This is a genomic window from Bacillus methanolicus MGA3 (genome assembly GCF_000724485.1).
Classification (GTDB): domain Bacteria; phylum Bacillota; class Bacilli; order Bacillales; family Cytobacillaceae; genus Bacillus_Z; species Bacillus_Z methanolicus_A.
Map to the genome: position 1 here is coordinate 565,976 of NZ_CP007739.1, position 25,004 is coordinate 590,979.

Annotated in this window: 21 protein-coding genes and 2 pseudogenes; 18 read left to right on the top strand and 5 right to left on the bottom strand. The window is 38.3% G+C overall.

Annotation, left to right across the window (positions count from 1 at the left end):
* The first annotated feature begins 12 nt into the window (after positions 1 to 12).
* Positions 13 to 2,324, top strand: a pseudogene (locus BMMGA3_RS02830) (glycoside hydrolase family 65 protein).
* Positions 2,325 to 2,450: 126 nt separating this feature from the next.
* The gene (gene pgmB / locus BMMGA3_RS02835) at positions 2,451 to 3,128 is read left to right on the top strand and encodes a beta-phosphoglucomutase (RefSeq protein WP_003347984.1); all 678 of its coding nucleotides are present in this window, start codon (positions 2,451 to 2,453) and stop codon (positions 3,126 to 3,128) included.
* 134 nt (positions 3,129 to 3,262) lie between these two features.
* Here the strand turns inward: pgmB and BMMGA3_RS02840 are convergent, their stop codons facing one another.
* Positions 3,263 to 3,691, bottom strand: coding sequence for a cell wall hydrolase (locus tag BMMGA3_RS02840; protein WP_003347982.1), 429 nt, complete (start codon positions 3,689 to 3,691; stop codon positions 3,263 to 3,265).
* A 463-nt stretch (positions 3,692 to 4,154) separates the two neighbouring features.
* On the opposite strand from BMMGA3_RS02840, the gene BMMGA3_RS02845 reads away from it, so the two are divergent.
* From BMMGA3_RS02845 to BMMGA3_RS02870, 7 genes are all read left to right on the top strand, one after another.
* Complete coding sequence (locus tag BMMGA3_RS02845; RefSeq protein ID WP_003347980.1) at positions 4,155 to 5,054, top strand: phosphate ABC transporter substrate-binding protein PstS family protein; 900 nt, start codon at positions 4,155 to 4,157, stop codon at positions 5,052 to 5,054.
* Between the two features lie 76 nt (positions 5,055 to 5,130).
* On the top strand, positions 5,131 to 6,024 hold the full coding sequence (gene pstC / locus BMMGA3_RS02850) for a phosphate ABC transporter permease subunit PstC (protein WP_003347977.1): 894 nt from the start codon (positions 5,131 to 5,133) through the stop codon (positions 6,022 to 6,024).
* Positions 6,024 to 6,950, top strand: a complete 927-nt coding sequence (gene pstA / locus BMMGA3_RS02855) for a phosphate ABC transporter permease PstA (RefSeq protein WP_003347976.1) — start codon at positions 6,024 to 6,026, stop codon at positions 6,948 to 6,950. The genes pstC and pstA overlap by 1 nt, the downstream gene beginning before the upstream one ends.
* A gap of 501 nt (positions 6,951 to 7,451) precedes the next feature.
* Positions 7,452 to 7,637: a hypothetical protein gene (locus tag BMMGA3_RS16985; protein WP_003347276.1), complete on the top strand. Its 186-nt coding sequence runs from the start codon at positions 7,452 to 7,454 to the stop codon at positions 7,635 to 7,637.
* On the top strand, positions 7,579 to 8,838 hold the full coding sequence (ltrA, locus tag BMMGA3_RS02860; protein WP_038502359.1) for a group II intron reverse transcriptase/maturase: 1,260 nt from the start codon (positions 7,579 to 7,581) through the stop codon (positions 8,836 to 8,838). Before BMMGA3_RS16985 ends, ltrA begins: the two co-directional genes overlap by 59 nt.
* Before the next feature lie 381 nt (positions 8,839 to 9,219).
* Positions 9,220 to 9,558 carry a MerR family transcriptional regulator gene (locus tag BMMGA3_RS02865; RefSeq protein ID WP_003347974.1) on the top strand — a complete coding sequence of 113 codons (339 nt, stop codon included), beginning with the start codon at positions 9,220 to 9,222 and terminating at the stop codon, positions 9,556 to 9,558.
* A 133-nt stretch (positions 9,559 to 9,691) separates the two neighbouring features.
* Positions 9,692 to 10,663 (top strand): DUF2971 domain-containing protein, encoded by a 972-nt coding sequence (locus BMMGA3_RS02870; protein WP_003347971.1) that lies wholly within the window; start codon positions 9,692 to 9,694, stop codon positions 10,661 to 10,663.
* Between the two features lie 156 nt (positions 10,664 to 10,819).
* Here BMMGA3_RS02870 and BMMGA3_RS02875 read toward each other — a convergent pair whose 3' ends face one another.
* From BMMGA3_RS02875 to BMMGA3_RS18705, 3 genes are all read right to left on the bottom strand, one after another.
* On the bottom strand, positions 10,820 to 11,080 hold the full coding sequence (locus BMMGA3_RS02875) for an alpha/beta-type small acid-soluble spore protein (RefSeq protein ID WP_003347969.1): 261 nt from the start codon (positions 11,078 to 11,080) through the stop codon (positions 10,820 to 10,822).
* 210 nt (positions 11,081 to 11,290) lie between these two features.
* Positions 11,291 to 11,653 (bottom strand): VOC family protein, encoded by a 363-nt coding sequence (locus tag BMMGA3_RS02880; protein ID WP_003347967.1) that lies wholly within the window; start codon positions 11,651 to 11,653, stop codon positions 11,291 to 11,293.
* Positions 11,654 to 11,795: 142 nt separating this feature from the next.
* Positions 11,796 to 11,978 carry a DUF6597 domain-containing transcriptional factor gene (locus BMMGA3_RS18705; RefSeq protein WP_038502020.1) on the bottom strand — a complete coding sequence of 61 codons (183 nt, stop codon included), beginning with the start codon at positions 11,976 to 11,978 and terminating at the stop codon, positions 11,796 to 11,798.
* A gap of 218 nt (positions 11,979 to 12,196) precedes the next feature.
* Between BMMGA3_RS18705 and BMMGA3_RS02890 the strand changes: the two genes are divergently transcribed.
* Genes BMMGA3_RS02890 through BMMGA3_RS02910 form a run of 5 tightly spaced genes read left to right on the top strand, consistent with a single transcriptional unit; the run spans position 12,197 to position 16,761 of the window.
* Complete coding sequence (locus tag BMMGA3_RS02890; RefSeq protein WP_003347962.1) at positions 12,197 to 13,108, top strand: ABC transporter ATP-binding protein; 912 nt, start codon at positions 12,197 to 12,199, stop codon at positions 13,106 to 13,108.
* Positions 13,105 to 13,857, top strand: coding sequence for an ABC transporter permease (locus tag BMMGA3_RS02895; RefSeq protein WP_003347960.1), 753 nt, complete (start codon positions 13,105 to 13,107; stop codon positions 13,855 to 13,857). The genes BMMGA3_RS02890 and BMMGA3_RS02895 overlap by 4 nt, the downstream gene beginning before the upstream one ends.
* Positions 13,858 to 13,869: 12 nt before the next feature.
* Positions 13,870 to 14,595: an ABC transporter permease gene (locus BMMGA3_RS02900; RefSeq protein ID WP_003347957.1), complete on the top strand. Its 726-nt coding sequence runs from the start codon at positions 13,870 to 13,872 to the stop codon at positions 14,593 to 14,595.
* Positions 14,596 to 14,606: 11 nt separating this feature from the next.
* Positions 14,607 to 15,329: a response regulator transcription factor gene (locus tag BMMGA3_RS02905; protein WP_003347955.1), complete on the top strand. Its 723-nt coding sequence runs from the start codon at positions 14,607 to 14,609 to the stop codon at positions 15,327 to 15,329.
* Between the two features lies 1 nt (position 15,330).
* Positions 15,331 to 16,761 (top strand): sensor histidine kinase, encoded by a 1,431-nt coding sequence (locus BMMGA3_RS02910; protein ID WP_003347953.1) that lies wholly within the window; start codon positions 15,331 to 15,333, stop codon positions 16,759 to 16,761.
* 34 nt (positions 16,762 to 16,795) lie between these two features.
* Here the strand turns inward: BMMGA3_RS02910 and BMMGA3_RS02915 are convergent.
* A pseudogene (locus BMMGA3_RS02915) lies at positions 16,796 to 18,336 on the bottom strand (YifB family Mg chelatase-like AAA ATPase).
* Between the two features lie 384 nt (positions 18,337 to 18,720).
* Between BMMGA3_RS02915 and BMMGA3_RS02920 the strand changes: the two are divergent.
* The 4 genes from BMMGA3_RS02920 to BMMGA3_RS02935 all read left to right on the top strand — a co-directional run bounded on the left by BMMGA3_RS02920 (position 18,721) and on the right by BMMGA3_RS02935 (position 24,860).
* Positions 18,721 to 20,496, top strand: coding sequence for a sensor histidine kinase (locus BMMGA3_RS02920; protein ID WP_003347951.1), 1,776 nt, complete (start codon positions 18,721 to 18,723; stop codon positions 20,494 to 20,496).
* On the top strand, positions 20,474 to 21,220 hold the full coding sequence (locus tag BMMGA3_RS02925; protein WP_003347949.1) for a LytR/AlgR family response regulator transcription factor: 747 nt from the start codon (positions 20,474 to 20,476) through the stop codon (positions 21,218 to 21,220). The genes BMMGA3_RS02920 and BMMGA3_RS02925 overlap by 23 nt, the downstream gene beginning before the upstream one ends.
* Positions 21,221 to 21,412: 192 nt before the next feature.
* Positions 21,413 to 23,206, top strand: a complete 1,794-nt coding sequence (cstA, locus tag BMMGA3_RS02930; RefSeq protein ID WP_003347947.1) for a carbon starvation protein CstA — start codon at positions 21,413 to 21,415, stop codon at positions 23,204 to 23,206.
* A gap of 238 nt (positions 23,207 to 23,444) precedes the next feature.
* Positions 23,445 to 24,860 carry a branched-chain amino acid transporter BcaP gene (locus BMMGA3_RS02935; RefSeq protein ID WP_038502023.1) on the top strand — a complete coding sequence of 472 codons (1,416 nt, stop codon included), beginning with the start codon at positions 23,445 to 23,447 and terminating at the stop codon, positions 24,858 to 24,860.
* Positions 24,861 to 25,004: the final 144 nt, after the last annotated feature.

Consider the following 25,004-nt stretch of genomic DNA (forward strand, 5'->3'; position numbering starts at 1 on the left):
GGAGTGTAGCTTATGACCTGGACTTTGACTGACAATCAATTAACAGAGCAAGATCTATTGATATCAGAAAGCTTATTTTCATTAGGAAACGGCTATCTTGGCGTGCGCGGGAATTTTGAGGAAGGCTATAGAGAAGGCATGAAATCGATACGGGGAACGTACCTAAATGCCTTTCACGATATTGTTGATATTTCTTATGGGGAGAAACTTTATGCTTTTCCGGAAACACAACAAAAACTTCTCAATGTGATTGATGCCCAAACCATTCACATTTACTTTGGAGAAGATCAAGAATACTTTTCCCTTTTTCATGGTGAGGTCCTTTCTTTTGAGCGAAAGCTTCATTTTGATGGCGGCTTTTCAGAGAGGATCATTCATTGGCGGTCACCTAAAGGCAAAGAGGTAAAGCTTACGTTTCGCCGTGTAGTTTCTTTTGTAAAAAGAGAAGTGTTTGCGATTGATATTCGAATAGAGCCAGTTAACTTTCACGGTATCGTTAAAGTTGTTTCAACTGTAAATGGGGATGTTTCCAATTATAGTGATGCAAATGATCCACGAGTCGCTTCAGGACATACAAAACGTCTTCATGTGAAAAAAACCGGTTTTGACGGAGTTTATCAATATGTTTTAAATGAAGCGCAAGTTTCCAAACTGCAAACAGCGTGTGTTTCTACACATAGTTTGAAGGGAACAGCTTATAAAACCGACATAAGGAAAACAGAAAAATTTGTTGAAACCGTGATGGTCTTTCAGTTAACAGATGCTGTTCAGCTGACGAAATGGAATGTGTATACAGATACACTTCGCCACGAGGAAAACTTGGTCCAAAAAGCCATTCACATTCATCAAACATTGACTATGGATTTTGAAGGCTTATTGCAACTGCAAAAAGAATATTTGGATGATTATTGGGACAGTGCGGATATAACGATTAGCGGTGATGAAAAGCTTCAGGAAGGAATTCGCTTTAATTTATATCATTTGCTGCAGTCCGTCGGCAAAGATCGATTCAGCAATATCTCCGCAAAAGGCTTGTCAGGGGAAGGATATGAAGGCCATTATTTCTGGGACACGGAAATCTACATTTTTCCAGTATTTCTAATGGTTAAGCCTGAACTTGCCCGCCAGCTCCTTATTTATCGCTACTCAATACTTGATGATGCTAGAAATCGGGCGAAAGAATTGGGGCATTCGAAAGGAGCGTGTATCCTTGGCGGACGATTTCCGGAAGGGAATGTTCATCGTTTTTCCCTGCAGGAACTGCGCAATATCATATAAGTGCTGATGTCGCTTACAGTTATATTCAGTATTACCTCGCTACCAATGATGATCGTTTTTTACAAAAGTATGGAGCCGAGGTGTTATTTGAAACGGCTCGCTTATGGATGGAAGTAGGCCATTATCACGATGGGAAATTTAAGATAGATGCAGTGACCGGCCCTGATGAATATACATGTATCGTAAATAACAACTACTATACGAATATAATGGCAAAATATAATCTCGATTGGGCTGCAAAAGTTTATGAACGGTTGCGTCAGTTTGATTTGAAGCAGCTGCAAGAATTAGCTGAAAGGTTAGAAATTACGGAAGAAGAAGTTTACCAGTGGAAAAATGCATCTGATAACATGTATTTACCGTATGATGAGAAATTAAAAATTAATCCGCAGGATGATACTTTTTTGCAGAAAGAAATCTGGGATTTTGAAAATACACCGAAAGAACATTATCCTCTTCTTTTGCACTACCATCCTTTAACTCTATATCGTTATCAAGTTTGCAAACAGGCGGATACGGTGCTAGCTCACTTTTTACTTGAAGATGAGCAGGATTTTGATACGATCAAAAATTCTTATGACTATTATGAAAAAATCACAACTCATGATTCTTCGTTGTCATCGTGTATTTTCAGTATTATGGCATCAAGGGTAGGCTATCGGAAGAAAGCTTACGATTACTTCATTAAAACTGCTCGGTTAGATCTTGATAATACACATGGAAATACAAAAGATGGTCTTCATATGGCCAATATGGGCGGAACGTGGATGTCCATTATTTATGGTTTTGCCGGTGTTAGAATAAAGGAGACAGGATTATCGATGAGGCCTGATATACCTGACACCTGGAACCATTATGCATTTAGCATCCAGTATCAGGGAAGAAAGATTAAAGCAGAAATTGGTAAGAAGGGAATCCGCCTTCATTTAGTTAAAGGCGACGACTTAAGTATAAAACTGTATGGGAATGAAATTACACTTCACTCTGGTCAGGTTTTTGAAACGGAACTTTTGTTGCAAAAAGAACATATGGATTCCCAACAATAGTGGGAAAGCTCTAAAAGCGTTTGCTCTTAAGTTTCCAGAGGGTCAGTATTTCTTCAATATTTCTACAGTTGTAAAATGTGAACTGGTAATAAACTGCAGACATGAAATAGAAAGAAGGTGTAGGCAATGGTGAAACTGCTGCGAGCTGTTATTTTTGATTTGGACGGGGTTATTACGGATACTGCTGAATACCACTACTTAGCATGGAAGGCTCTGGCTGAAGATCTCGGTATTTCATTTACGAGAGAATTTAACGAGGAATTAAAAGGGGTCTCCCGAATGGATTCGCTTGAAAAAATCCTCGCCCGCGGCGGAAAACAGCAAGATTTTTCGAATGAAGAAAAAGAAAAGCTTGCAGATCAAAAAAACCGCCATTATTTAACGCTTATAAAAAATATAACTCCTTCCGACATTTTGCCGGGAGTAAAAGAGTTCATTTCGGATTTGAAAACAAGAGGAATAAAGCTTGGGTTGGCGTCTGCAAGCAAAAATGCCTTTCAGGTCATGGAGTTACTTGGGATTAAGGATCAATTTGATGCGATTGTTGATGCCAGAGAAATAAAAAAGGGCAAACCTGATCCGGAAATCTTTTTAGCGGCAGGAAAGCTTTTGCATGTCGAACCAGATGAATGCATCGGAATTGAAGATGCATCTGCAGGAGTAGAATCGATTAAACGCGCAGGGATGTTTGCGGTAGCAATCGGTGCTAAAGAGAACTTTCCTGAAGCTGATCTTGTTTTCAGCAGCACCGCTGAACTATCTTTTGAAAATATACTAGAAATTTATAACAAGAATTTAACTTAATAAGCATTTGGAGAAAGTCTCCGGGTGCTTATTTTTTTAATGTGGCTCCACAAAAAGAAACAAGACAGAGTTACTCTTTAAGACGGCTGATTTTTTGATTAAGTATATAACAAAAAGGCGCCCATTCAGCGCCATTAAAAAGTATTATAAACATTTTCACATGTTTCGGGTGTTGGTTCATAAAAACAGTGAAGTTTGTAACGCCCCACATGAGGTTGATTGTACCACGTAGGAGGACAGTCACCCGGTGGTCTGAAATACCATAAGCTGAACTTGCCCGGCCAATGCCTTTCTCCGTTAATAGAACGGCGGGCTAATCGTTTTTCACTATTCCTTGCCCTCTGATAAAAATAACCTTTCGTTATGGCTTCAAAAGCATGTGGCTGAAAAACCATCTGCGGGATTGTCCGTATCCCTTTGAAATCGGAACAGTTTGCTCTGATGCGATTAATTCCAACATTGCCGACCAGAAGCATTCCTTTTGTTCCCTCTCCTTCAGCCTCTGCTCTTAACAATCTCGCTAAAAGACTTATGTCTGATTCCGTTGCCTTTACAACTGCCACTACAACACCTCCAATTTCTTTTCATCTTATCATATGTGTTCCAGGCAGAGTTTGACAGAAAAAAATTTAGAAAAACTGGCGAGTCTTTGACATTAATCTATTAATCTTAAAATTTCTGTAGGTTCTTGCTTACTTAAAAGTATGTGCTGCAAATCCATACATAGACAAATAACTTTGGGTAAATAATATTATTAAAATATTTATTAAGTTAATTTAAATAATAAATGTTTTATTTACAAAAGACTTGATCAATAACTAAAACAAATGAATGTTAATTCCTTAATAATCAATGTTTCTGTTTATGTTATGAATAATGAAAACAGGATATAAATACAGAAGTTTAATTTACATAATCTTAAAATTCGATTAATAATTCCACAACAATTCTTCTTTAAAATAAAGCTTGTGCATGAGAGAATGTACAATCACAATCCTTCGAAAAAATGACTTGGGGGGCAATAAAATGGCGAAAAAAGGATTTACTCTATCAATTGCAGCACTATTATTAACAGCGGCTCTTGCAGGATGTGGAAATGCGGATAATGCAAAAGGAGATAATGCAGCAGAAACAAAGAAAACTGAATCAAAACAAGAAACTTACTCTGGAACAATTACTGCGGCAGGATCTACTGCATTACAACCGTTGGCTGAAGAAGCTGCAAATGAATTTATGGGTAACAATCCAGACGTATCAATCACCGTTCAAGGCGGAGGAAGCGGTACAGGTATTAATCAAGTAGCGTCAGGTGCTGTACAAATTGGCAACTCTGACGTTCCAGCAGCTGATAAAATAGATGCTGAGAAAGCTAAAGAACTTGTTGATAACAAAGTAGCAGGTATCGGTTTTGCCTTAGTTGTAAATAAAGATGTAAATGTAGATTCCTTAACTACAAAACAAATTCAAGATATCTTTTCTGGTAAAATTAAAAACTGGAAAGAAGTAGGCGGAAAAGATGAAAAGATCAATGTAGTCAACCGTCCAGCTTCTTCAGGTACTCGCGCAACATTTGAAAAAACAATTATGAAAGATGTAAAAGTTAACGACGGAATCGGTACTACCCAAGATTCTAACGGTGCGGTAGAACAAGCAATTAACTCTACGCCAGGTTCTATTAGTTATCTTGCATTGTCTTACTTGGTTGGAGACAAAAAGGACAGCCTAAAAACATTGAAAATTGATGGTGTAGAACCAACTGCACAAAATATCGCTGATGGTAAATATAAGTTTTGGTCTTATGAATATATGATTACAAAAGGCGAAGCAAAAGATGCAGTAAAAGGGTTTATTGACTTCGTAAAGAGTGATGAATTTGCAAAGAAAGTAGAAGAAATGGGCTATATCCCAATTTCAGAATTAAAATAACAAAAGAGCATAGGCTGGCTACTTGTAGCCAGTCTTGTTCATTTCAATACCATATGGCAAGGAGTTAGATTTAAGGATGAAGGGGAACAAATCTATAAATTATTGGAAAAGCGAATTTATCGGCAGAACACTTGTTACATGCTGCGGATTATTAATTGTAATAGTTACATTATCAATTATTATTTTTATCTGTGGAAAAGGAATACAATCATTTACACAAAGTAAAATATCTTTTTTTCAAATGATCACATCAACAAAATGGAATCCTAATAGCAGCAATCCATCCTATGGAGCACTTATATTTATTGTTGGATCTACACTTGTTTCACTGGGCTCAATAGTTATTAGTACACCCCTTGCAGTTGCATTAGCTATTTTTATGAATTTAATATCACCTAAATTCGGTTCTAAGGTTCTTCAACCCGTGCTAGAAGTATTGATTGGGATTCCATCTGTTGTCTATGGTTTGTTAGGCGTAACTATCCTAGTTCCTTTACTACGAGATACATTTGGGGGAGTTGGGTTTAGTTTATTAGCCGGTATTGTTGTACTAAGTATTATGATTTTACCAACCATTACAAGCATCGCATCTGACGCGATTCGAAGTGTTCCTCATGAATATTTAGAAGCTTCTTATGGATTAGGATCGACGAAGTGGCAAGCGATCAGCAGAGTTGTTGTGCCTGCTGCCAAAAACGGTATATTAACTGGAATTGTCCTTGGATTGGCCAGAGCTTTTGGTGAGGCATTAGCTGTACAAATGGTAATAGGGAATACGAATAAATTACCGTCCGGAATATACAGTCCAACTGCTACGTTAACAGGCATCTTAACAATGGACATGTCTAATACGTTGAATGGAACCGCCTGGAACAACGCACTATGGACATTGGCCATGATTTTATTATTAATTTCTTTCCTATTTATATTACTCATTCGCTTAATCTCAAGAAGAGGAGGAGCCATGTAATGAAAGCAAGGACTGTTAATAATATATGGACAGGTATACTTTATGCTATTGCCGTATCTGTAATAGCGCTGCTGCTATTTTTAGTATCAGAAATTATCATTAAAGGCTGGGGTTTTTGGGATTTTAATTTTTTATTTGGAAGACCTAGCAATACACAAGCAGGCGGCGGGATTGGACCACAATTATTCAACTCATTTTATATGCTTATTCTGACATTATTGATTTCAGTTCCTTTAGGATTGGGAGCAGGCATTTATTTGGCTGAGTATGCAAAAAAAGGTCCATTTTTAAATTTTGTACGATTATGTATTGAAACAATGGCTTCTCTTCCATCTATTGTAGTCGGTTTGTTTGGTTTACTTGTATTTGTAACAATGACAGGCTGGGGTTACACAGTATTGGGAGGAGCCCTAGTCATCACTATTTTGAATCTTCCAGGTTTGACTCGTGTATGCGAAAATGCTATTTCAGATGTTCCTGCTAATGTAAAAGAAGCTAGTCTCGGATTGGGAGCGACTAGATGGCAAACGCTTGTCAAAATTGTAATTCCTTCAGCTTTACCTCAAATTATTACGGGTATAATTTTGGCTGCAGGGAGAATTTTTGGAGAAGCAGCTGCTCTCATTTACACAGCAGGCTTAACAACTCCATTTTTAAACACAAGTGCCAGTCTTTCTAGTCCAGTGAACCCATTTAATATATTTCGTCCTGCAGAGACATTGGCAGTCCATATTTGGAAATTAAATTCAGAGGGCATTGTCCCTGATGCCAAATTAATCGCTACTAAATCAGCTGCAGTTCTTATTGTTATGGTATTATTGTTTAATATCATAGCCAGATTCGCAGCTGCAAAACTTCATAATTACTTTACAGGTAACGTTAAAGTGCGTAAGCAAAAAAACATAAAAAAGATAAGATTCATTTAAAATAAGCTGAATAACATAAAATATTATTGTATGTAGGAGAGAGCACAGTAATTATAAGATTATTGTGCTCTCTTTTGTGCGCCCGGCATGGGTGTAATCTATAGGGTGCAAGTCCCGAGCTGTGAAGGCAGAAGTAGCAGTTAGCATAACGCAAGGGTGTCCGTGGTAACGCGGAATCTGAAGGAAGCGGACGGCAAACTTCCGGTCTGAGGAATACGAACTTCATATAAGGCTAGGTATCACTGGGTGAGTTTGCAAAACAAAACAAAGCCCTTTCTGCCGAAGGTGATACAGAGTAAATGAAGCAGATAGATGGAAGGAAAGATTACACTCTTACCCGGGGAGATCTGACTGGCACGCCAAGTAATCTTGGTAACCTATCTAGCGATAGATAGCTGAGCAGTCAGAAGTCAGCAGAGGTCATAGTACTCTTTCGAGCTCGAGACGAAAGAGGAAGGACCGAACAATTAAGGAGAACGAAACACTACGCGTTCATCTTCTGTGTTGAAGCAGACAATCCGGCAGGACTTACTTGAAGGAGGAAGTGGTGAATCCCACGGGGGACTTCAAGAGGGTGGAGCAGAAGATGGCACAAATAGAGGGATTCGTTCACGTGGAGAGGATATCTATGTTGATGGAACTGATTTTGTCACGGGAAAATCTCCTAACGGCATTAAAACGAGTTGAACAGAATAAAGGAAGTCACGGAGTAGATGGCATGCCCGCAAAAGACCTACGGAGACACCTCTATGAAAACTGGGACTCCATTCGACAGTCGTTAAGAGAGGGAACCTACAAACCCTTACCCGTTCGTCGAGTCGAAATCCCGAAACCGAACGGCGGAGTAAGACTTCTAGGTATCCCCACCGTGACTGATCGTTTCATTCAACAAGCGATGGCCCAAGTGTTAACGAGAATCTTCGATCCGACCTTCTCTGAACATAGCTACGGCTTTCGCCCAAGCCGCAGAGGACATGACGCGGTCAGGAAAGCAAAGGGCTATATCAAAGAAGGATATCGCTGGGTGGTCGATATAGACTTAGAGAAATTCTTTGACAAGGTGAACCACGACAAACTGATGGGGATCTTGGCGAAAACGATCGAAGATCGGATTTTACTTAAGTTAATCCGCCGGTATCTTCAATCAGGCGTGATGATAAATGGAGTGGTAATGGAAACAGACATGGGAACGCCACAAGGTGGACCGCTTAGTCCACTATTATCAAACATCATGCTTCACGAGTTGGACAAGGAACTTGAGAAACGTGGACATAAATTTGTACGGTACGCGGATGACTGTAATATCTACGTGAAAACAAAGAAAGCAGGAATTCGTGTCATGAACTCCATTACTAACTTTATCGAGAAGGAATTAAAGCTCAAGGTAAATAAAGAGAAATCGGCGGTAGACCGTCCTTGGAAACGGAAGTTTCTCGGTTTTAGCTTTACACCAAACAAAACACCCAAGATACGGATGGCGAAAGAAAGTGTGAAACGATTCAAGAACAAGATCCGTGAAATCACATCCAGATCCAAACCGTATCGAATGGAGGAAAGAATTGAGAAACTGAACATGTACCTAATGGGATGGTGTGGATATTTTGCCTTGGCAGATACACCAAGCAAGTTCAAAGAATTTGATGAATGGATAAGACGAAGACTTCGAATGTGTTTATGGAAAGAGTGGAAAACGCCGAAAACAAGAATTCGGAAACTTAGAGCATTAGGTGTTCCAAGTCATAAAGCAATCGAGTGGGGCAATACACGCAAGAAATACTGGCGGATTGCCTGCAGTCCCATTCTACACAAAACCCTCGATAACTCCTACTGGAGTCAACAAGGGTTAAGAAGTCTATTCGAGAGATATCATTTTCTACGTCATACTTAATTGAACCGCCGTATACCGAACGGTACGTACGGTGGTGTGAGAGGTCGGGGGTTAGTCACCCCCTCCTACTCGATTAGTTGCTTCAAAAGGTGAAACATCAATGATGATTTAAGATCAAAAATCTATACTTCACACATCTCCTTCAATCGGTAAATGAAGCGATGTTCATGAAAAATTAATTTTTTATGGATGGTCTTTCGCAAAGTTATTTGGATTTTATAAGAATTTAAATATGGATTCAGTAATGATGTTAGAATTTCTATCACATTTTTGATTCTGTGTCAGATTTTCTTACATAATTATATTAATATCCAGTTGTTATATGTATAATTTAAAAAAAGATAGTGATTACGATAGAGGTGTGAAAGGTGTGAAATGACTATGGCGAATGATCTTTCATATAAAACAAGAAAAGTAATCACGATAGGGATCGTCAGTGAACTGACAGGATTATCAGAACGGCAAATTCGATACTATGAGGAAAGAAAACTTATTTTTCCAGAACGAACGGAAGGAGGCAACAGAAAATATTCCTTTGCTGATGTAGAACAGCTTATAGAAATTGCTAATAAACGGGAAGAGGGTATTCAAACATATGAAATCAGGCAGGAAATGCTAAAAGCAAAAGAAAAGAGAAAAGAAGTGGACAGAAAGGTGCGTGATCAAATGCTGCGAGGGCAAATAAACGCAAGGTTTGGTATTCAAAAAGAATTGAAATAATTTCTGGTTTTACTTTACGGTTGATATCCGCTTTTTTAGGGCATGATAAAATATACGTTTTTAACCTTCTCCATAGGTTCATATATTGATTATAGGAGCCGGGATAGGCAAAACCAAAAATGGAGGAAAGCGGATGTCTGTTATAAAAGAGATTGACGAGAAGTTATCCAAGCAGTTCTGGGAGTTCATGGGGGAAATAATTCGAGATACCAACCAGACAAAGAAGGTGCTTTACCACTATACAAGCCTGGATCGCTTTATGGGAATGATCGAAAACAATAACCTCTGGATGTCCAAAGGAAATTTTCTTAATGATTCAAGCGAACTTATTTATATTGAAAAAATTGCTAATGATACGATAAAAAAGCTCGAGGACCGGATTATCGAAAAGTATGGAAACAGCGAATCTGAAGCTTTGCTAAGAATCGATTTTCTGAAGCAATTAAGGGTTGCAATCGAAAAATTTATTCATGATATAACCATTGATGACTTTGAAGTTTATGTACTCTCTTTAACGCAAAATCAGGATTCATTGACTCTCTGGTACCATTATTCTAAAGGAGACGGCTATAATATTGGCTTTTCGACAGATGCATTGATTGATAAGATGAATGCGGTGAAAAAAAGAATTGAACATGAATTCAACCTTTTTTATGGAAAAGTTATTTATGATAATGATCAACAGGAAAAAATGTTAATAGAATCATTAATCCGTTCATTTGATTGTATTTATCAATTTAAAGACCGTTTTCGTTTTGAAGAATTGGCTGAAAATTTGCATCATCATTTTTTTTCGGTTATCGTGTCTTTTTCGATCTTTTTTAAGCACGAATCGTTTCGAAATGAAGAGGAGTATCGGATTGCTTTGACAAGAAGAAGAGAAAGGAAACACGAAACCGAAGTACTTTTTAGAGCAAGAAATGGAATTATTATTCCTTATATTCAGATTTATTTTGCTGAAAAACTTCCTGTTCGACATGTTACCATCGGGCCGAAAAATAATATTGGGATTGCTAAAAATGGTGTTGAATATTATTTGAGAAATAAAGGCTACAATTTGGATGAAATTACTGTCAGCAAATCAGTAGCCACATTAAGGTATTAGAAATGCACTCATAAAGGGATCTGCCAATGAAAAATTAGAGTTTATCAATTGAAATGAGTCCCTGAAAAACGGGACCCTTTTTTTATTGTTTCAATTCTGGATTTTGAAAATTGTCCGGCGTCAGGCCAGTCTTCATTCTCGAATAAACTTTTTGAACTATTCTTTCTGCTTATTTACTAAGCTTTGCTCAGCCATTTTTATAAGTTCGCGAACCATGCTGCCACCAATATTTCCTCCAATTTTTCCTGCTTGCTGGGCAGTCAGGTTGCCATTATATCCTTTTTCAAGAGGTATTCCAGCCTCTTCTGCAATTTCAAACTTTGCTTCATCGGGATTTTTTGCCCCGCTGATTTTTGCTTTTAGCTGATCGAGTCCTTCTCTTGCTTCCGGAACGAGAATTTTGTTTTTCTTTGCCAAATAGATCCCTCCTTTACAGTTAGTTTTTCCTGATAGAGAAAAATATGCTGGCGACAAGCGTGGAAAAATATTTCATCATAACCAACGTTTTTTAAATTAACAAATAAAAGGGAACAGGCTTGGCCAGTTCCCTGGGATTCTTATATGAAGATTTTCAACTCACTGTTATAGGTTCATAAAATTATTGTCCCACAATGAGCGTAACCGCCTTTATCCTTTTAATACAAATGTGTTTCCGTCCTCATCGAGAAATGTCACAAAAGTTCCCCATTGCATTTGCTTCGGTTCTCCTTCGAATTGGACTCCATTTGCCTTCATTTTTTCATAAGTGGACTGTATATCATCACACACAAAAACGATCGATGGCTTCATTTGCTCCCAGCCTTTCATCATTGCTTTCGGGTAGAGGACAAGTGCTGTTTCGGCTCCTTTTGGTCCTACTTCGAGCCAGCTGCCGCCCGGGCCCATTGGAGTTTCGCGAAATACTTCAAATCCGACTTTTTCCGTCCAAAATGCTTTTGCTTTTTGCTGGTCTTCCACATAAACTGCGGCAGTTGCTATTTTTGTTATCATGGTTTTTCCTCCCTATAAAGTTTTGACATATGAACTTTATCATATTGGTGAATTCCTGTCTTGTAAAGAAACGACATCCTTTGATTTCCCCATACTTTCAAATATTCTCAAAATCCACTTTTTGTATTCAATAGGAGTTAAGCTAATTTAATGTTTGGGATTTTTTAGGAAATGGGCATAGTCCAAAATGAAAAATCATCTCATGGCAGCCGTCAGGCCAGATAATCTCCCTTGAATCGGGCTCTGCATAAGTCCGCTCTAAATACCAAAACCACTTAACAAAAGGCTGCAATTTTACATCTGGCCGTCTTTCTTCGTATCGCATATTTTCCCCCGCAATAAAAGAGAATTCATAAACAAATTATAACAAGATTTACGCAATATGATGAATATCTCCCCAAAACTCTTAACACTTTTATGTTTGTGAACAAATTCTGAAAAAGGAGCTTTTTGAAAATTAAGATGAATTTAAGGTTGGCTGAACGAGGGGTTAAGGTAAAGCGATTATATTCATTTTGTAGAGAGTGAAGGAGGAAGGTTGTAATGAAGAATTTGATTATTGAAACAAGGAATCTTTCAAAGAAGTTTGGAAGTTTTACGGCAGTAGACAATATTGATTTAAGTGTACCTAAGGGCAAAATTTACGGTTTTCTTGGTCCGAATGGAGCCGGAAAGTCCACAACCATTCGAATGCTTCTTGGTTTAATCAAGCCGTCAAAGGGCAGTGTCCACTTGTTCGGTAAACCAATTGACACGAACAGAATGGAGATTCTCAAAAAAGTTGGATCTTTGGTGGAAACCCCTTCTTATTACGGTCATTTAACGGCATATGAAAACCTTGAGATTACAAGAAAAATTCTTGAGGTTGATAAAAAAGAGATTGATAGAGTTTTAGACATTGTGAAACTCTCAGATGTTAAAAATAAGCTGGTAAAAAAATATTCGTTAGGAATGAAGCAGCGTCTTGGTATTGCCCAGGCTCTTCTTGGAAAGCCTGAACTGCTGATTCTGGACGAACCGACAAACGGCCTTGATCCGGCAGGAATTCAAGAGATACGCCATTTAATTAAAACTTTGCCAGAAAAAACGGGAATGACAGTATTGGTGTCAAGCCATATCTTAAGTGAAATCGAGCTGATTGCGAATCATGTTGGAATTATCCATAAAGGAAAACTAATCTTTCAGGGAACAATTGATGAACTTCGTGCAAGAGGAGAGTCGCATATTATTGTCGGAGCAAGTCCGATCCACGAGGCTGCAAATTTTTTGAAAGAAGGAGGATATTCCATAAAGGTGAGAGAGACAGAAATTATTGTGGAAAATCATTCCGTCAATCCTGCACAAATTAACAGAGAACTTGTTCTTAGTAAATTCGATGTTTATTACCTGAGCGAAAAGAAAGAGACGCTCGAGCAAATTTTTTTGAATATTACTGGAAAGGAGGACGGGAGATGAGGTTCTTAAATCTGGTAACAACTGACTTTCTCAAGCAAAAAAGAGGGCTCATTTGGTTGTTTTTATCCGTGATTCCGCTCGGAACGACTTCTGCCATGTTTTTGGATATGTACATCAGATACGATGATTACCTATATTTCCGGGCGCAGGAAAAAGGGATTTCATCGTGGGAAATGCTTCTCCTCGAAAATCATTTAGTCTTAAATTGGGGGCTGTTTTTGCCAGTGTTCGTAGCTGTAATCAGTGCTATTATCCATTATACAGAAACAAAACAAGGCGCCTGGAAGAGTCTATTAAGTTTGCCGGTTTCCAGAACATCAGCGTTTCTCTCAAAATTTTTGGTCATTGTTTTTTTCGGCTGCCTATTGATAATTTTGAATTCGCTTGGTCTTTTTCTTGTTGGAAAAATCATTGATTTTCCGGAGCCGTTTGCAGCCGATCTGTACATGAAATATGTTTTTTACCAATTTGCCGGTATTCTCGGTGCAGCAGCCATTCATAATTGGTTAAGTTTACTGTTGAAAAATCAAATCCATGCTATTTTGATCGGATTTCTCGGTATGATCATTTCAACCATTCTATTATATCAAGCCCCTAAATTGAAGGGATTTTCACCTTATCTTTATCCCTATTTTGCTTATTCGCTAGAGGGAAATGAGCAAGCTGCAGCTATCGTTGGCGGAGTTTTGTCTTGTGCCGTCTTTTTATCAATAGGAATTTTTGAATTTAGAAGAAGGGATATTTTATGAGGAGGAAGAAACATGTTAAAAGTACTTAAAATAGAATGGTATAAATTAAGGCGAACAAAGTTAATTCTTACGGCAACATTTCTTCCGCTTCTAGCCGTTTTTCAAGGCAGGTTATTTGCTTTATCTAAGGAAGGAACTGAACCAAACTTATGGGGGACGATGTACATAGGAACTATGTCCCAATATACATGGCTTCTTTTTCCAATCCTTATTACCGTTGTTATCGCGATTATGGCAAGAATGGAACACAGCAATAACAACTGGAAACAGCTTTTATCTTTGCCTGTAAAAAGAGAATCTGTCTATTTGTCAAAATTAATCATCTGTCTAATAATTATTTTTTATAGTATCTTCGTTTTGATAGCGGGAATGGTTTTAGCTGGAATTTCAATCAGGGCAAACGGGCCAGTACCAATTGAAATGATTGTTAAAAGGCCGCTTATATCTGCTATTGCTTCACTTCCTATTATTTCGCTGCAATTTTATTTAAGCTATCGCTTCTCTCATTTTGGAATTCCGCTTGTAGCAGGGATAGGAATGAGTTTGCCTTCGATGCTGATTGCCAACTCAGAAAAGTATTGGATTTTTTACCCATGGACCTATCCGATTGTAAGCGGATTGACCGAGATATTTGGAACAGACGGAAAAGGGCCGATCATGTATGCAGTTTGTTTTGTATCGTTTTTTGTGCTCATATTGTTTGGTTTTCATCAGTTTAGAAAAAAAGATATATTTTAGGGTGAAATTTAATGAAGGTTGAGGGAATTGCTGATCGGAAAATACTCTTGATTGATGATGAAGAGGATATACTGAATCTTCTTGAAACAGTACTAATTAAAGAAGGTTTTCAGCATATTTATAAGGCCACAACAGGCGGGGAAGGCATTCAACTCTGCAAAGATTTAAAGCCAGATATTATTGTTCTTGATATTATGCTGCCTGATATTGATGGTTTTGAAGTTTGCAGGAGGATTCGGGAATTTTCATTTGTACCAATTATTTTTCTGTCTGCCAGGTCAGATGACCTTGACAAGCTTCTTGGTCTCGGGATTGGAGGGGATGATTATGTGACAAAACCTTTTAGTCCTAAGGAAGTTGCGTTTCGAATTAAAGTTTACTTCAGGAGAAAGCAGTATGATGGTCTGGAAGACGAAAAAGAAAATAAGAAATATGTGTTTGGGGATATTGAAATTGATCCAAAACTAGGCGAAGTGAAAAAGAACGGCAAGTCTGTGATTTTAACAGCTAAGGAATATCAACTTCTATTGTTTATGGCTGAAAATCAGAATCAAATATTAAGCAAGCGCAGGATTTACGAACGGGTGTGGGGAGAAGACTATCTTGGCTATGATAATACGATTATGGTCCACATTCGCCATTTAAGAGAAAAACTTGAGGATGACCCGGGAAATCCGGTTTATATTAAGACTGTAAAAGGGCTTGGATATAAGTTAGTTGCAAGGAGCGAATAGAGTGAAGTGGAAGATAACAAGCAGATTCCTTGCTGCAATTATTATTACAATCATTATCTCTTTATTTTGCATTATGTTTTTATACATAATGCTATTTTATAAGGGTCCGAAAGATCCGGAAAAACTATTAAGCGTAAATGCTTCTTCGATCACATTAGAGTTTGGCGAAAATATAGAGTACCGAGATGGGAAAATTTACATACCGGAAGATAAACTTCGGGAATTGAAATCATATCAAAGCTGGATTCAGGTTCTTGACGAGGACGGGAATGAAATTTATCAAAAATATAAGCCAGCCAATGCACCAAACCATTATACACCGGGCAAGCTGATTTTTTATCATAAGTATTCAGGCGCAATTAAGGGATATACGATTTTTGTAGGAATTTTAGATGTTGATGGGCGTAACCTCAGTTATATTATGGGATTTCCGGTTGAAACCGTTGCGAAGGCTTCATTTTATTTCAGCCCTAAGTCAATAATGAGGGATATGCTTCTTTTTTTCACAGGAACAACAGTTGTGATTATATTGATTTCATCGGTTGTCGGTTTTTTGTTTAGTACCCAGTTAGCAAAACCTATTTTAAAGATTATTAGCGACATTCAGGCTTTGGCCGATGGGAAATATGTAAAAAAAGTGGTTCCGAAAGGGATTTATAAGGATGTCCATAAGAGTTTGAACTACTTATCAGAGACTTTGGAGCAAAATGAAATGGAAAGGCGTAGAACGGAAAAAATGAGGGAAGAATGGATTACAAACATTACCCATGATTTGAATACGCCTCTTGCTTCGATTAAAGGGTATTCTGAAGTGCTTGTCGATCCTAAGTATGATTTGGCTATGGAGGAGATAACTAAATACGCAAGTATTATTCTAAGCAAGTCAAAATATATGGAAAATCTTGTGGATGATTTGAAGCTTACTTATCAACTCAAAAATGAACTTTTTCCGCTAAACCGAAACCGCGAGAATATTGTAGAGGTGGTAAGAGACACGATTATTGATATTTTAAATCATCCGCATTATGAAGAAGCGCCAATATTGTTTGAAGCAGAAGCAGAGGAGATATTATTTATAGGGGATCAACGGCTTTTGAAACGGGCAATATCCAATCTTATTTATAATGCGCTTGTCCATAACCCGAAAGGAACAGAAATAACGGTAAGAGTTAAGAAGGAAGAACAGGTTATTATCGAAATTGAGGATAATGGAAAAGGGATTGAGCCAAAGGAACTCGACAGGTTGTTTGACCGATATTATCGCGGAACGAATACAGGTGAAGCCCACAAAGGCTCCGGCCTTGGCCTAGCCATTGCCAAACAAATTATCGAAGTCCACAGTGGCGCCATACACGTTGAGAGCAAACTCAATTGCGGCACAAAAGTAACGGTTTTATTGGGTGGCCATCCTCTCAATGCTTTAACGCGATAACGCAGAACTGCCAGACCCTCAATGCTTTATAGTGTTAAAGTGGTGAGGGTATTCCTTTTGATGTTTTTTCAAAAGGGTCTTGTTTGAGTAATATAGCTTCTTCTAATGCTTGATCTGTGATTTCAGTTTCTTCGCTTAGATCAGAAATGGTTCTGGCAAGACGAATGACCTTAATTTGGTGCCTTGTACTTAAATTTGCTTTGTTTGAAATTCGATTTAAGAATTTTTTTTGATACGTCGAGAGTGGGGATCGTTCTAAGAGTAAATCAATAGGGACTCTGGCATTGCTGACTGGTGATCCATATCTTGCATATTGAAGTCTTCTCGCAATCGCAACTCTTCGCTGGATTGAGGCGGAGTCTTCGTTGAACCTTTCGCTGTCTTCTTCTATTTTGATTGATTTTATGGTTAATAGTATGTCCATCCGGTCTTTAATTGGACCGGAAATTCTTCTTTGATATGAAGAAATTTGTCTGGGGGAACATACACAGTATTGAATGTTAGAATTCAAATAACCGCAGGGACAAGGGTTCATAGCACCTACAAGAATAAACTTTGCCGGATAAGAAACGGTTGATTGGACTCTACTTATTGTTACTTCCCCGGTTTCCAGTGGCTGCCGAAGCATATCAAGTGTTTTCTTAGAAAACTCGGCCATTTCATCTAAGAATAAAACACCATTATGAGCCAAAGAAATTTCACCGGGACGAGGTATAGAGCCTCCGCCAATAATAGAAACAGAGGAAGCTGAATGGTAGGGATTTCGAAACGGTGGGTCATGTATAAAAGGGTACTGTTGTCCTGACAATTGATATAAACTCATTACTTCAAGACTTTCTTCCTCTGTAAGTGGCGGTAAAATAGTAGGAAATGCTTCAGCCAGCATACTTTTACCGCAGCCGGGAGGTCCAATTAGCAGAATATTATGTTGGCCTGCGGCTGCAATTTCTAAAGCACGTTTTGCCTCTAAATGTCCATAAATACTGAAAAAATTTTTGTTGTATGAATTCATCGCTCGGGTGGAAGGAAGAGGAACCGTTTTTCTTGGAAGTTCTCGAGGTTTTAGTCCTTGAAGATAAAGTATAGTTTCTTCCAATGAATTGATAAAAATTAATTCCACTCCATTCAATTTTTCAAACGGGATTGAGTTATCCAATGGGCAGAATATTCTCTTAATACCTTGTTTCTTTGCCCCAATAATTGCAGGTAAAATCCCCCTAACTGGCTGAACGGTGCCATCTAACGATAATGAACCCAAAAAAGCACAATTTTCCGGGATATCTTCATTTATAAAATGAATGCTTTTTAATATTCCGATTGCAATGGCCAAATCAAAGAAGGGGCCATTTTCTTCTGTTCAGATGGTGAAAGGTTCACAATGATCTTTTTTTCAAATAATCCTTCCGAGAAAGATGAAAGTATAGCTGCCAGCACCCTCTGTTTCGATTCTTTAACCGAAGCATCCGGCAACCCAACGATCTTAAAAGAATGCGGACCATCAAAAACTTTTATTTCAACATTAACAAGATATCCATCCATTCCTTTCAGTCCAAGACTTTTTATAACAACAGACATGTTTGATCAGCCCTTTTAATTTTGTTAAATTTTACTTGTTCCCAACATATACCAATCGTCAAGAAATAATTTCACCAATATCTGTCTTTAAAGACATGTCCAATTAATTCATACTTCTTGTTAAAATAAATAGCGTATCGGCCATTTAAAATTCTCATAGTTACACTTAAAGGGGTTTCTTTTGTTTCTAACTGGAGATTTGGGCATTAGACAGTGAGAGTGGAGAATAAAGGGGTGTTTACTGCGTATTTCTTCCTTAAGTCCACCTTCCTTTCAAATATTTGCAGTATTATACTATTTCTTCAATTAATCTAGAAATCCTTCTTCCTAAAAAAACTAGTTTCAATGATTTAGGGGCCAGACCCCCTGAAAGGAATTGATAATGTGATTGAACTTTTGTTTTTGATGTTTGAGCGGGTTGGTATATTGATTATTTTGGCGTTTTTGCTTTCGAGGATGAAATCTTTTCGACAGATCGTTCATAATGAACATGGGATTAAAGAAAAAATGATCTTGATTGCCATTTTCGGTACGTTTGGCGTAATTAGCAACTATACGGGAGTTGAAATTGAGAAAGGATTGATTATTTCCCAGTCGTGGCAGACGGATGTCGGTTACGACGGAGCTCTTGCCAACACAAGAATCATGGGTGTCGCTATCGGTGGATTGCTCGGAGGGCCTCTTGTCGGCTTGGGCACCGGGCTTATAGCCGGTTTGCATCGCCTGACACTTGGAGGCTTTACAGCTGCTGCATGTTCGATATCAACGATTTTTGCTGGAATTGTAACCGGTCTGATTGGCAGGCGCTATAATATTCAAAAAGAAAAATCACAATGGTGGGCCATGTCGATTGGAGTGATGATGGAATGCATTCAAATGGGGATCATCCTTCTCATCGCAAAACCTTTTGAATCAGCATATCGTCTTGTTGAAGTTATTGCCTTTCCTATGATTACGATCAATGGTTTTGGCACGCTAGTCTTTATTTTAATCATTCAAACAATTCTTTCCGAAGAGGAAAAAACCCGTGCATTGCAAACTCATAAAGCATTGAATATTGCCCAGCAAACCCTTCCGTTTTTTCGAAAGGGACTGAATGTTGAGTCTTGCCGGGAAGCAGCAGAAATTATTTTAAAATGTACGAACGCTGATGCGATCTCGATTACGAATGAACATTTAGTTCTAGCTCATGTCGGCATTGCATCTGACCATCATAAACCAATGGAAAGCTTGAGAACCCAATTAACGAAAAAAGTATTGGAGCAGGGCAGGATCATAAAAGCTAAAACGCGTGAAGAAATCCAGTGTATAAAAAAGGATTGCCCTTTGCATGCTGCCTTAGTCATGCCGCTCAAAGCCCATAACCAAACGGTAGGAACACTAAAACTATATTATGCTCATCCAAACAAACTCGATCAGGCAGAGCAGGAGCTTGCGGAAGGGTTAAGCAGACTTTTTTCAACTCAATTGGAGCTTGCTGAAGCCGAACTGCAGCGTAAGTTGTTAAAAGACGCAGAAATAAAAGCGCTGCAGGCACAGGTCCATCCACACTTCCTGTTTAATGCAATTAATACGATTTCCAGCCTTATCCGAACAGATGCAAATAAGGCAAGAAAGCTATTAATTCAATTAAGTGTTTTTTTTCGAAGTAATCTTCAAGGGGCCAGACATATACTTATCCCTTTGGAAAAGGAACTTGAACATGTAGAAGCTTATTTGTCATTAGAACAAGCTCGTTTTCCGGACAAGTACACAGTCAGGATTGAAATTGATCCATCTTTAAAAAAATTATACATTCCGCCATTTACACTGCAGCCATTAGTTGAAAATGCCATCCGCTATGCTTTTTCAAAAAGCAAAAAGGGCGAAGTTACCATACGGGGCTGGTCTGAAAATGGAAAAATGGTTCTGACTACGGAAGACAATGGAAAGGGAGTTTCTCCAGAGATGCTAAGTTCACTTGGAAATACAACGATAAATTCTGCTGAGGGAACTGGGACAGCATTATGGAATATAAAAAAGCGGATCGAAGAAATTTTTGGGCAGGAAGGGGCTTTTATGATAGAAAGCGAACCTGAAGCGGGCACAAAGGTGACAATTACCCTTCCACTTGTACAAAATAAGGAGAGTGAGAATTATGCTAAAGGTTTTTATCGTTGATGATGAACCGCTGGCAAGGGATGAGCTGGCATATTTACTTCGAAGGACAAAAGAAGCTGACATCGTTGGTGAGGCAGACAATGTCGCATCAGCTTTGGAACAAATCAAATCGATAGAGGCAGATGTTATTTTTCTTGATATACAGCTCGCTGACGAAAGCGGTATGGAAATTGCCCAAAAGCTGATTGAACTTGATCACCGGCCTGAAATTGTTTTTGCAACTGCTTATGACGACTATGCTTTAAAAGCATTTGATTTAAATGCGGCTGATTATATTTTAAAGCCTTTTGATGAAATTCGGGTTCAACAAACAATAGAAAAATTGAACAAGCTTTTTAAAAAAAGGGAAGGAGAGCAGGAGTTTCAGAATAAAGCGAAAGTGTTTAATGTGGATCTTACTAATAAACTTGCGGTAAACGTTGATAATAAAATTGTTTTGATCAACATAAAAGATATTTTGTATTTATGCAGCATTGAAGGAAAAACAGTGATAAAAACAAATGACAAAAAATATCAGGTTGCAGAACCTCTTGTCACATTTGAGCGGAAGCTTCAAAACAACCCGATAATTCGTGTCCACAGGGCTTATCTTGTCAACCTTAATGCCATTACGGAAATTGAGCCGTGGTTTCATTCCACTTATAACTTGATCATGCAAGATGGTGCAAAAGTTCCAGTCAGCAGGACATATACAAAAGAACTAAAGGAGCTTCTTGGTTTTTAATTATGTAGGGCTTTTACAGGACACAATCTCACTACTAGTTAAGAGTTTTGTTTCTGGAGATTCTATTTTGCATTTCAATCTAGCATTCTTGCTTTTCATCCTTCCTTTTTAGCATTTTGCCATGAAAATCATTTGTAAACGTTTTCATAATGTATGATGAAAGTGAACAACAAAGGGGAGGTTTGAAATTTAATGAATGCGGTTACAATCGTTATCGGTTCTATATGTATTTTGATGATTGCGTATCGTCTATATGGAACATTTATGGCAGCGAAAGTAATGAAGCTGGATGATTCAAAAGCCACTCCGGCTCATGAGTTAAATGATGGAAAGGATTATGTTCCAACAAACAAATGGGTTACTTTTGGGCATCACTTTGCTGCCATTGCTGCAGCAGGTCCGCTTGTAGGTCCGATTCTAGCAGCGCAATTCGGATATTTGCCTGGACTCGTCTGGCTTTTAATCGGCGCAGTAATTGGGGGAGCTGTTCATGATGTTGTAGTTTTATTCGCATCAATGCGGAAAAAAGGGCAATCACTATCTGAGGTTGCAAAAGAAGAACTAGGCCCTGTCGCTGGTTTTTGTACAGGTCTTGCTATGTTGTTTATCATCACAATTACTATGGCCGGCCTTTCAATGGTTGTCATTCACGCTCTTGAAAATAACCCTTGGGGGACTTTCGCAGTTGGAATTACAATTCCGATCGCAATGGGAGTAGGGTTATTTTATAAAAAAACAGGCAATTTAAAACTTGCTTCTACAGTAGGATTTATTCTTCTTATGGTTGGAGTCTTCATGGGTCCATCCATTCAAGAAACTTCTCTTGGAGAAATGCTGACTCTTGATTCAAAAACTTTAGCCCTTATTCTTCCTATTTATGCTTTCTTCGCAGCAGCTCTGCCTGTGTGGTTATTGCTTGCCCCGCGTGATTATTTAAGCAGTTTTATGAAAATTGGTGTATTTATAGCTTTAATTGTTGGTGTGTTCATTATTAATCCATCGATTGAAATGCCTGCTTTTACTAAATTTATTAACGGTGGCGGTCCTATTTTGGCCGGTCCGGTCTGGCCGTTCATTTCGATAACAATTGCGTGCGGTGCAATTTCCGGATTCCATGCCTTCGTTGGTTCCGGTACAACACCGAAAATGCTTGACCGTTGGACCGACATTAAAGTTGTTGGATTTGGCGCAATGCTTGTTGAATGTCTTGTCGGGATCATGGCATTAGTCGCTGCTACAGCGCTTCAGCCTGCTGATTACTTTGCAATTAACTCAACTCCGGAAGTATTTAAGTCACTTGGAATGAATGTTGCTCATTTACCGGAATTAAGCAAAGAAATTGGTTTGGATCTTGAAGGTAGAACTGGCGGTGCTGTAACATTGGCCGTCGGGATGACGTATATTTTTACGAAAATACCATGGTTCAGTCATCTTGCTTCTTATTTCTTCCAGTTTGTCGTTATGTTTGAAGCGGTGTTCATTTTAACAGCAATTGATGCTGGAACACGTGTTGCTCGTTATTTAATTCAGGATTTCTTCGGTGAGTTATATAAGCCGTTGAAAAAAGTCGATTGGGTTCCCGGTTCCATTTTTGCCAGTGCATTGGCTTGCTTTTTGTGGGGATACCTTTTGTATTCAGGAGACATTGGATCCGTATGGGCACTGTTCGGGGTTTCAAACCAGCTGATGGCATCAATTGGTTTAATTGTAGGAGCTACTGTTATTTTGAAAATTGTTGATAAACGCAGATATATGCTTACATGCTTCGTTCCGTTAGCTTATTTATTCGTTACTGTAAACTATGCAGGGTATTGGATGATAAGGAATGTATACTTAAATCCGGCTGCAGCTGGATATAGTGTGCTAAACGGCATATTGTCCATTATAATGCTTGTTCTTGGTGTTATCATCATGATAACTGCGGTGAAGAAATGGATTGAAATTTGGAATTCGCCGCAAGCTCGATTGGAAGCAAAAATCGCGTAATATAAATAGAAAAATAAATCTTAAGCAACAGGTGCTTCATGCACCTGTTTTTTATATATAAATAATAAATAAATGTTAGTAATAACATATTATTTTTGAAAATATTGACTATAATTTGAACTTTTTAAAAAATTATTGATTTTTTACAAAAAAATTATTATTATTTCAATATAGGCAATTGCGAAAAATGTCGAATTATGTTTTCAGAAAATTACGACACATTCTCGGAGGTCTTTTTATGAACCCATTTAGAAAAAAATCGATTGATGTCCTTTTAAAAGAAACTGACCAAAAGGAAGTTTCTTTGAAAAAAGATTTAGGTGCTTTTGATCTCACAATGCTTGGGGTCGGCGCTATTATCGGTACAGGTATTTTTGTTCTGACCGGGGTGGCTGCTGCAGAGCATGCAGGACCTGCTCTTGTTCTTTCTTTTATATTATCCGGATTGGCATGTGTATTTGCTGCTCTTTGTTACGCTGAATTTGCTTCAACAGTTCCGGTCTCGGGAAGTGCCTATACGTACAGTTATGCAACATTTGGTGAATTAATAGCATGGGTATTGGGATGGGATCTAATTTTAGAATATGGTCTTGCTTCTTCAGCCGTTGCCAGCGGGTGGTCAGGATATTTTCAGGGACTGCTGGCTGGATTTGGTTTAGAGCTTCCAAAAGCACTGACGAGTGCTTATGACCCGGCAAAAGGAACATTTATTGATGTTCCCGCAATCTTGATTGTCTTTTTCATCACATTTTTGTTAACACAGGGTGTCAAAAAGTCAGCACGCTTTAATGCGATTATGGTTATTATTAAAGTCGCTGTAGTCTTGTTGTTTATCGGTGTCGGTGTTTGGTATGTAAAACCGGAAAACTGGGTTCCTTTTATGCCGTTCGGTTTTTCCGGGGTCACTGCAGGCGCTGCGACTGTATTCTTTGCTTATATAGGATTTGATGCGGTATCAACGGCAGCTGAAGAAGTACGTAACCCGCAGCGGAATATGCCAATTGGAATTATTGCTTCATTAGCAATTTGTACGTCACTGTATATTATCGTTTCCTTAATTCTAACGGGTATCGTTCCTTATAAACAGCTTGCTGTAAAAAACCCGGTTGCATTCGCGCTTAATTATATTAACCAGGACTGGGTTGCCGGTTTTATTTCTGTAGGTGCTATTGCAGGGATTACTACAGTACTGCTTGTAATGATGTATGGCCAAACCCGCTTGTTTTATGCGATCAGTCGTGATGGTTTACTGCCAAAAGTATTTTCTCGTATTGATAAAAAGAAACAAACACCGGTTATTAATTCATGGTTAACATGCCTTGTTGTATCATTTTTTGCAGGTGTTATTCCATTAAGTAAACTCGCTGAATTAACAAACATAGGAACATTATTCGCATTTATGACTGTGTCAGTTGGTATTTTGTATCTTCGTAAAGCGAATATCTCTTCGAGGAAAGGATTCAAAGTGCCATTTGTTCCGTGGATTCCTATTCTGGCATTTTTGTTCTGTGGATACCTTACCCTTCAATTGCCGTCTACAACATGGATCAGCTTCGTTTCATGGCTTGTAATCGGTTTAGTAATCTATTTTGTATATGGTAGTAAACATAGCACGCTAAACAACATTGAGATCCAAGAAAGAAAAGTCAGCTAAATAAAAAACTTTCATGAGTTATTACTCCACAGAAAAAGCTTGCAGGAAACATTTCTGCAAGCCTTTTCTTTTTTATAAGGTGACCCGCCCCTCATTGATGTAACGAGTTAAGATAACAAGGGACAGGCAGCCCTCGTAAAGTTA

Coding starts and splice junctions, on each gene's coding strand:
- pgmB (WP_003347984.1), top strand. CDS start 2,451: ATGGTGAAACTGCTGCGAGCTGTTATTTTTGATTTGGACGGGGTTATT.
- BMMGA3_RS02845 (WP_003347980.1), top strand. CDS start 4,155: ATGGCGAAAAAAGGATTTACTCTATCAATTGCAGCACTATTATTAACA.
- pstC (WP_003347977.1), top strand. CDS start 5,131: ATGAAGGGGAACAAATCTATAAATTATTGGAAAAGCGAATTTATCGGC.
- pstA (WP_003347976.1), top strand. CDS start 6,024: ATGAAAGCAAGGACTGTTAATAATATATGGACAGGTATACTTTATGCT.
- ltrA (WP_038502359.1), top strand. CDS start 7,579: ATGTTGATGGAACTGATTTTGTCACGGGAAAATCTCCTAACGGCATTA.
- BMMGA3_RS02865 (WP_003347974.1), top strand. CDS start 9,220: ATGGCGAATGATCTTTCATATAAAACAAGAAAAGTAATCACGATAGGG.
- BMMGA3_RS02870 (WP_003347971.1), top strand. CDS start 9,692: ATGTCTGTTATAAAAGAGATTGACGAGAAGTTATCCAAGCAGTTCTGG.
- BMMGA3_RS02880 (WP_003347967.1), bottom strand. CDS start 11,653: ATGATAACAAAAATAGCAACTGCCGCAGTTTATGTGGAAGACCAGCAA.
- BMMGA3_RS18705 (WP_038502020.1), bottom strand. CDS start 11,978: ATGCGATACGAAGAAAGACGGCCAGATGTAAAATTGCAGCCTTTTGTT.
- BMMGA3_RS02890 (WP_003347962.1), top strand. CDS start 12,197: ATGAAGAATTTGATTATTGAAACAAGGAATCTTTCAAAGAAGTTTGGA.
- BMMGA3_RS02895 (WP_003347960.1), top strand. CDS start 13,105: ATGAGGTTCTTAAATCTGGTAACAACTGACTTTCTCAAGCAAAAAAGA.
- BMMGA3_RS02900 (WP_003347957.1), top strand. CDS start 13,870: ATGTTAAAAGTACTTAAAATAGAATGGTATAAATTAAGGCGAACAAAG.
- BMMGA3_RS02905 (WP_003347955.1), top strand. CDS start 14,607: ATGAAGGTTGAGGGAATTGCTGATCGGAAAATACTCTTGATTGATGAT.
- BMMGA3_RS02925 (WP_003347949.1), top strand. CDS start 20,474: ATGCTAAAGGTTTTTATCGTTGATGATGAACCGCTGGCAAGGGATGAG.
- cstA (WP_003347947.1), top strand. CDS start 21,413: ATGAATGCGGTTACAATCGTTATCGGTTCTATATGTATTTTGATGATT.
- BMMGA3_RS02935 (WP_038502023.1), top strand. CDS start 23,445: ATGAACCCATTTAGAAAAAAATCGATTGATGTCCTTTTAAAAGAAACT.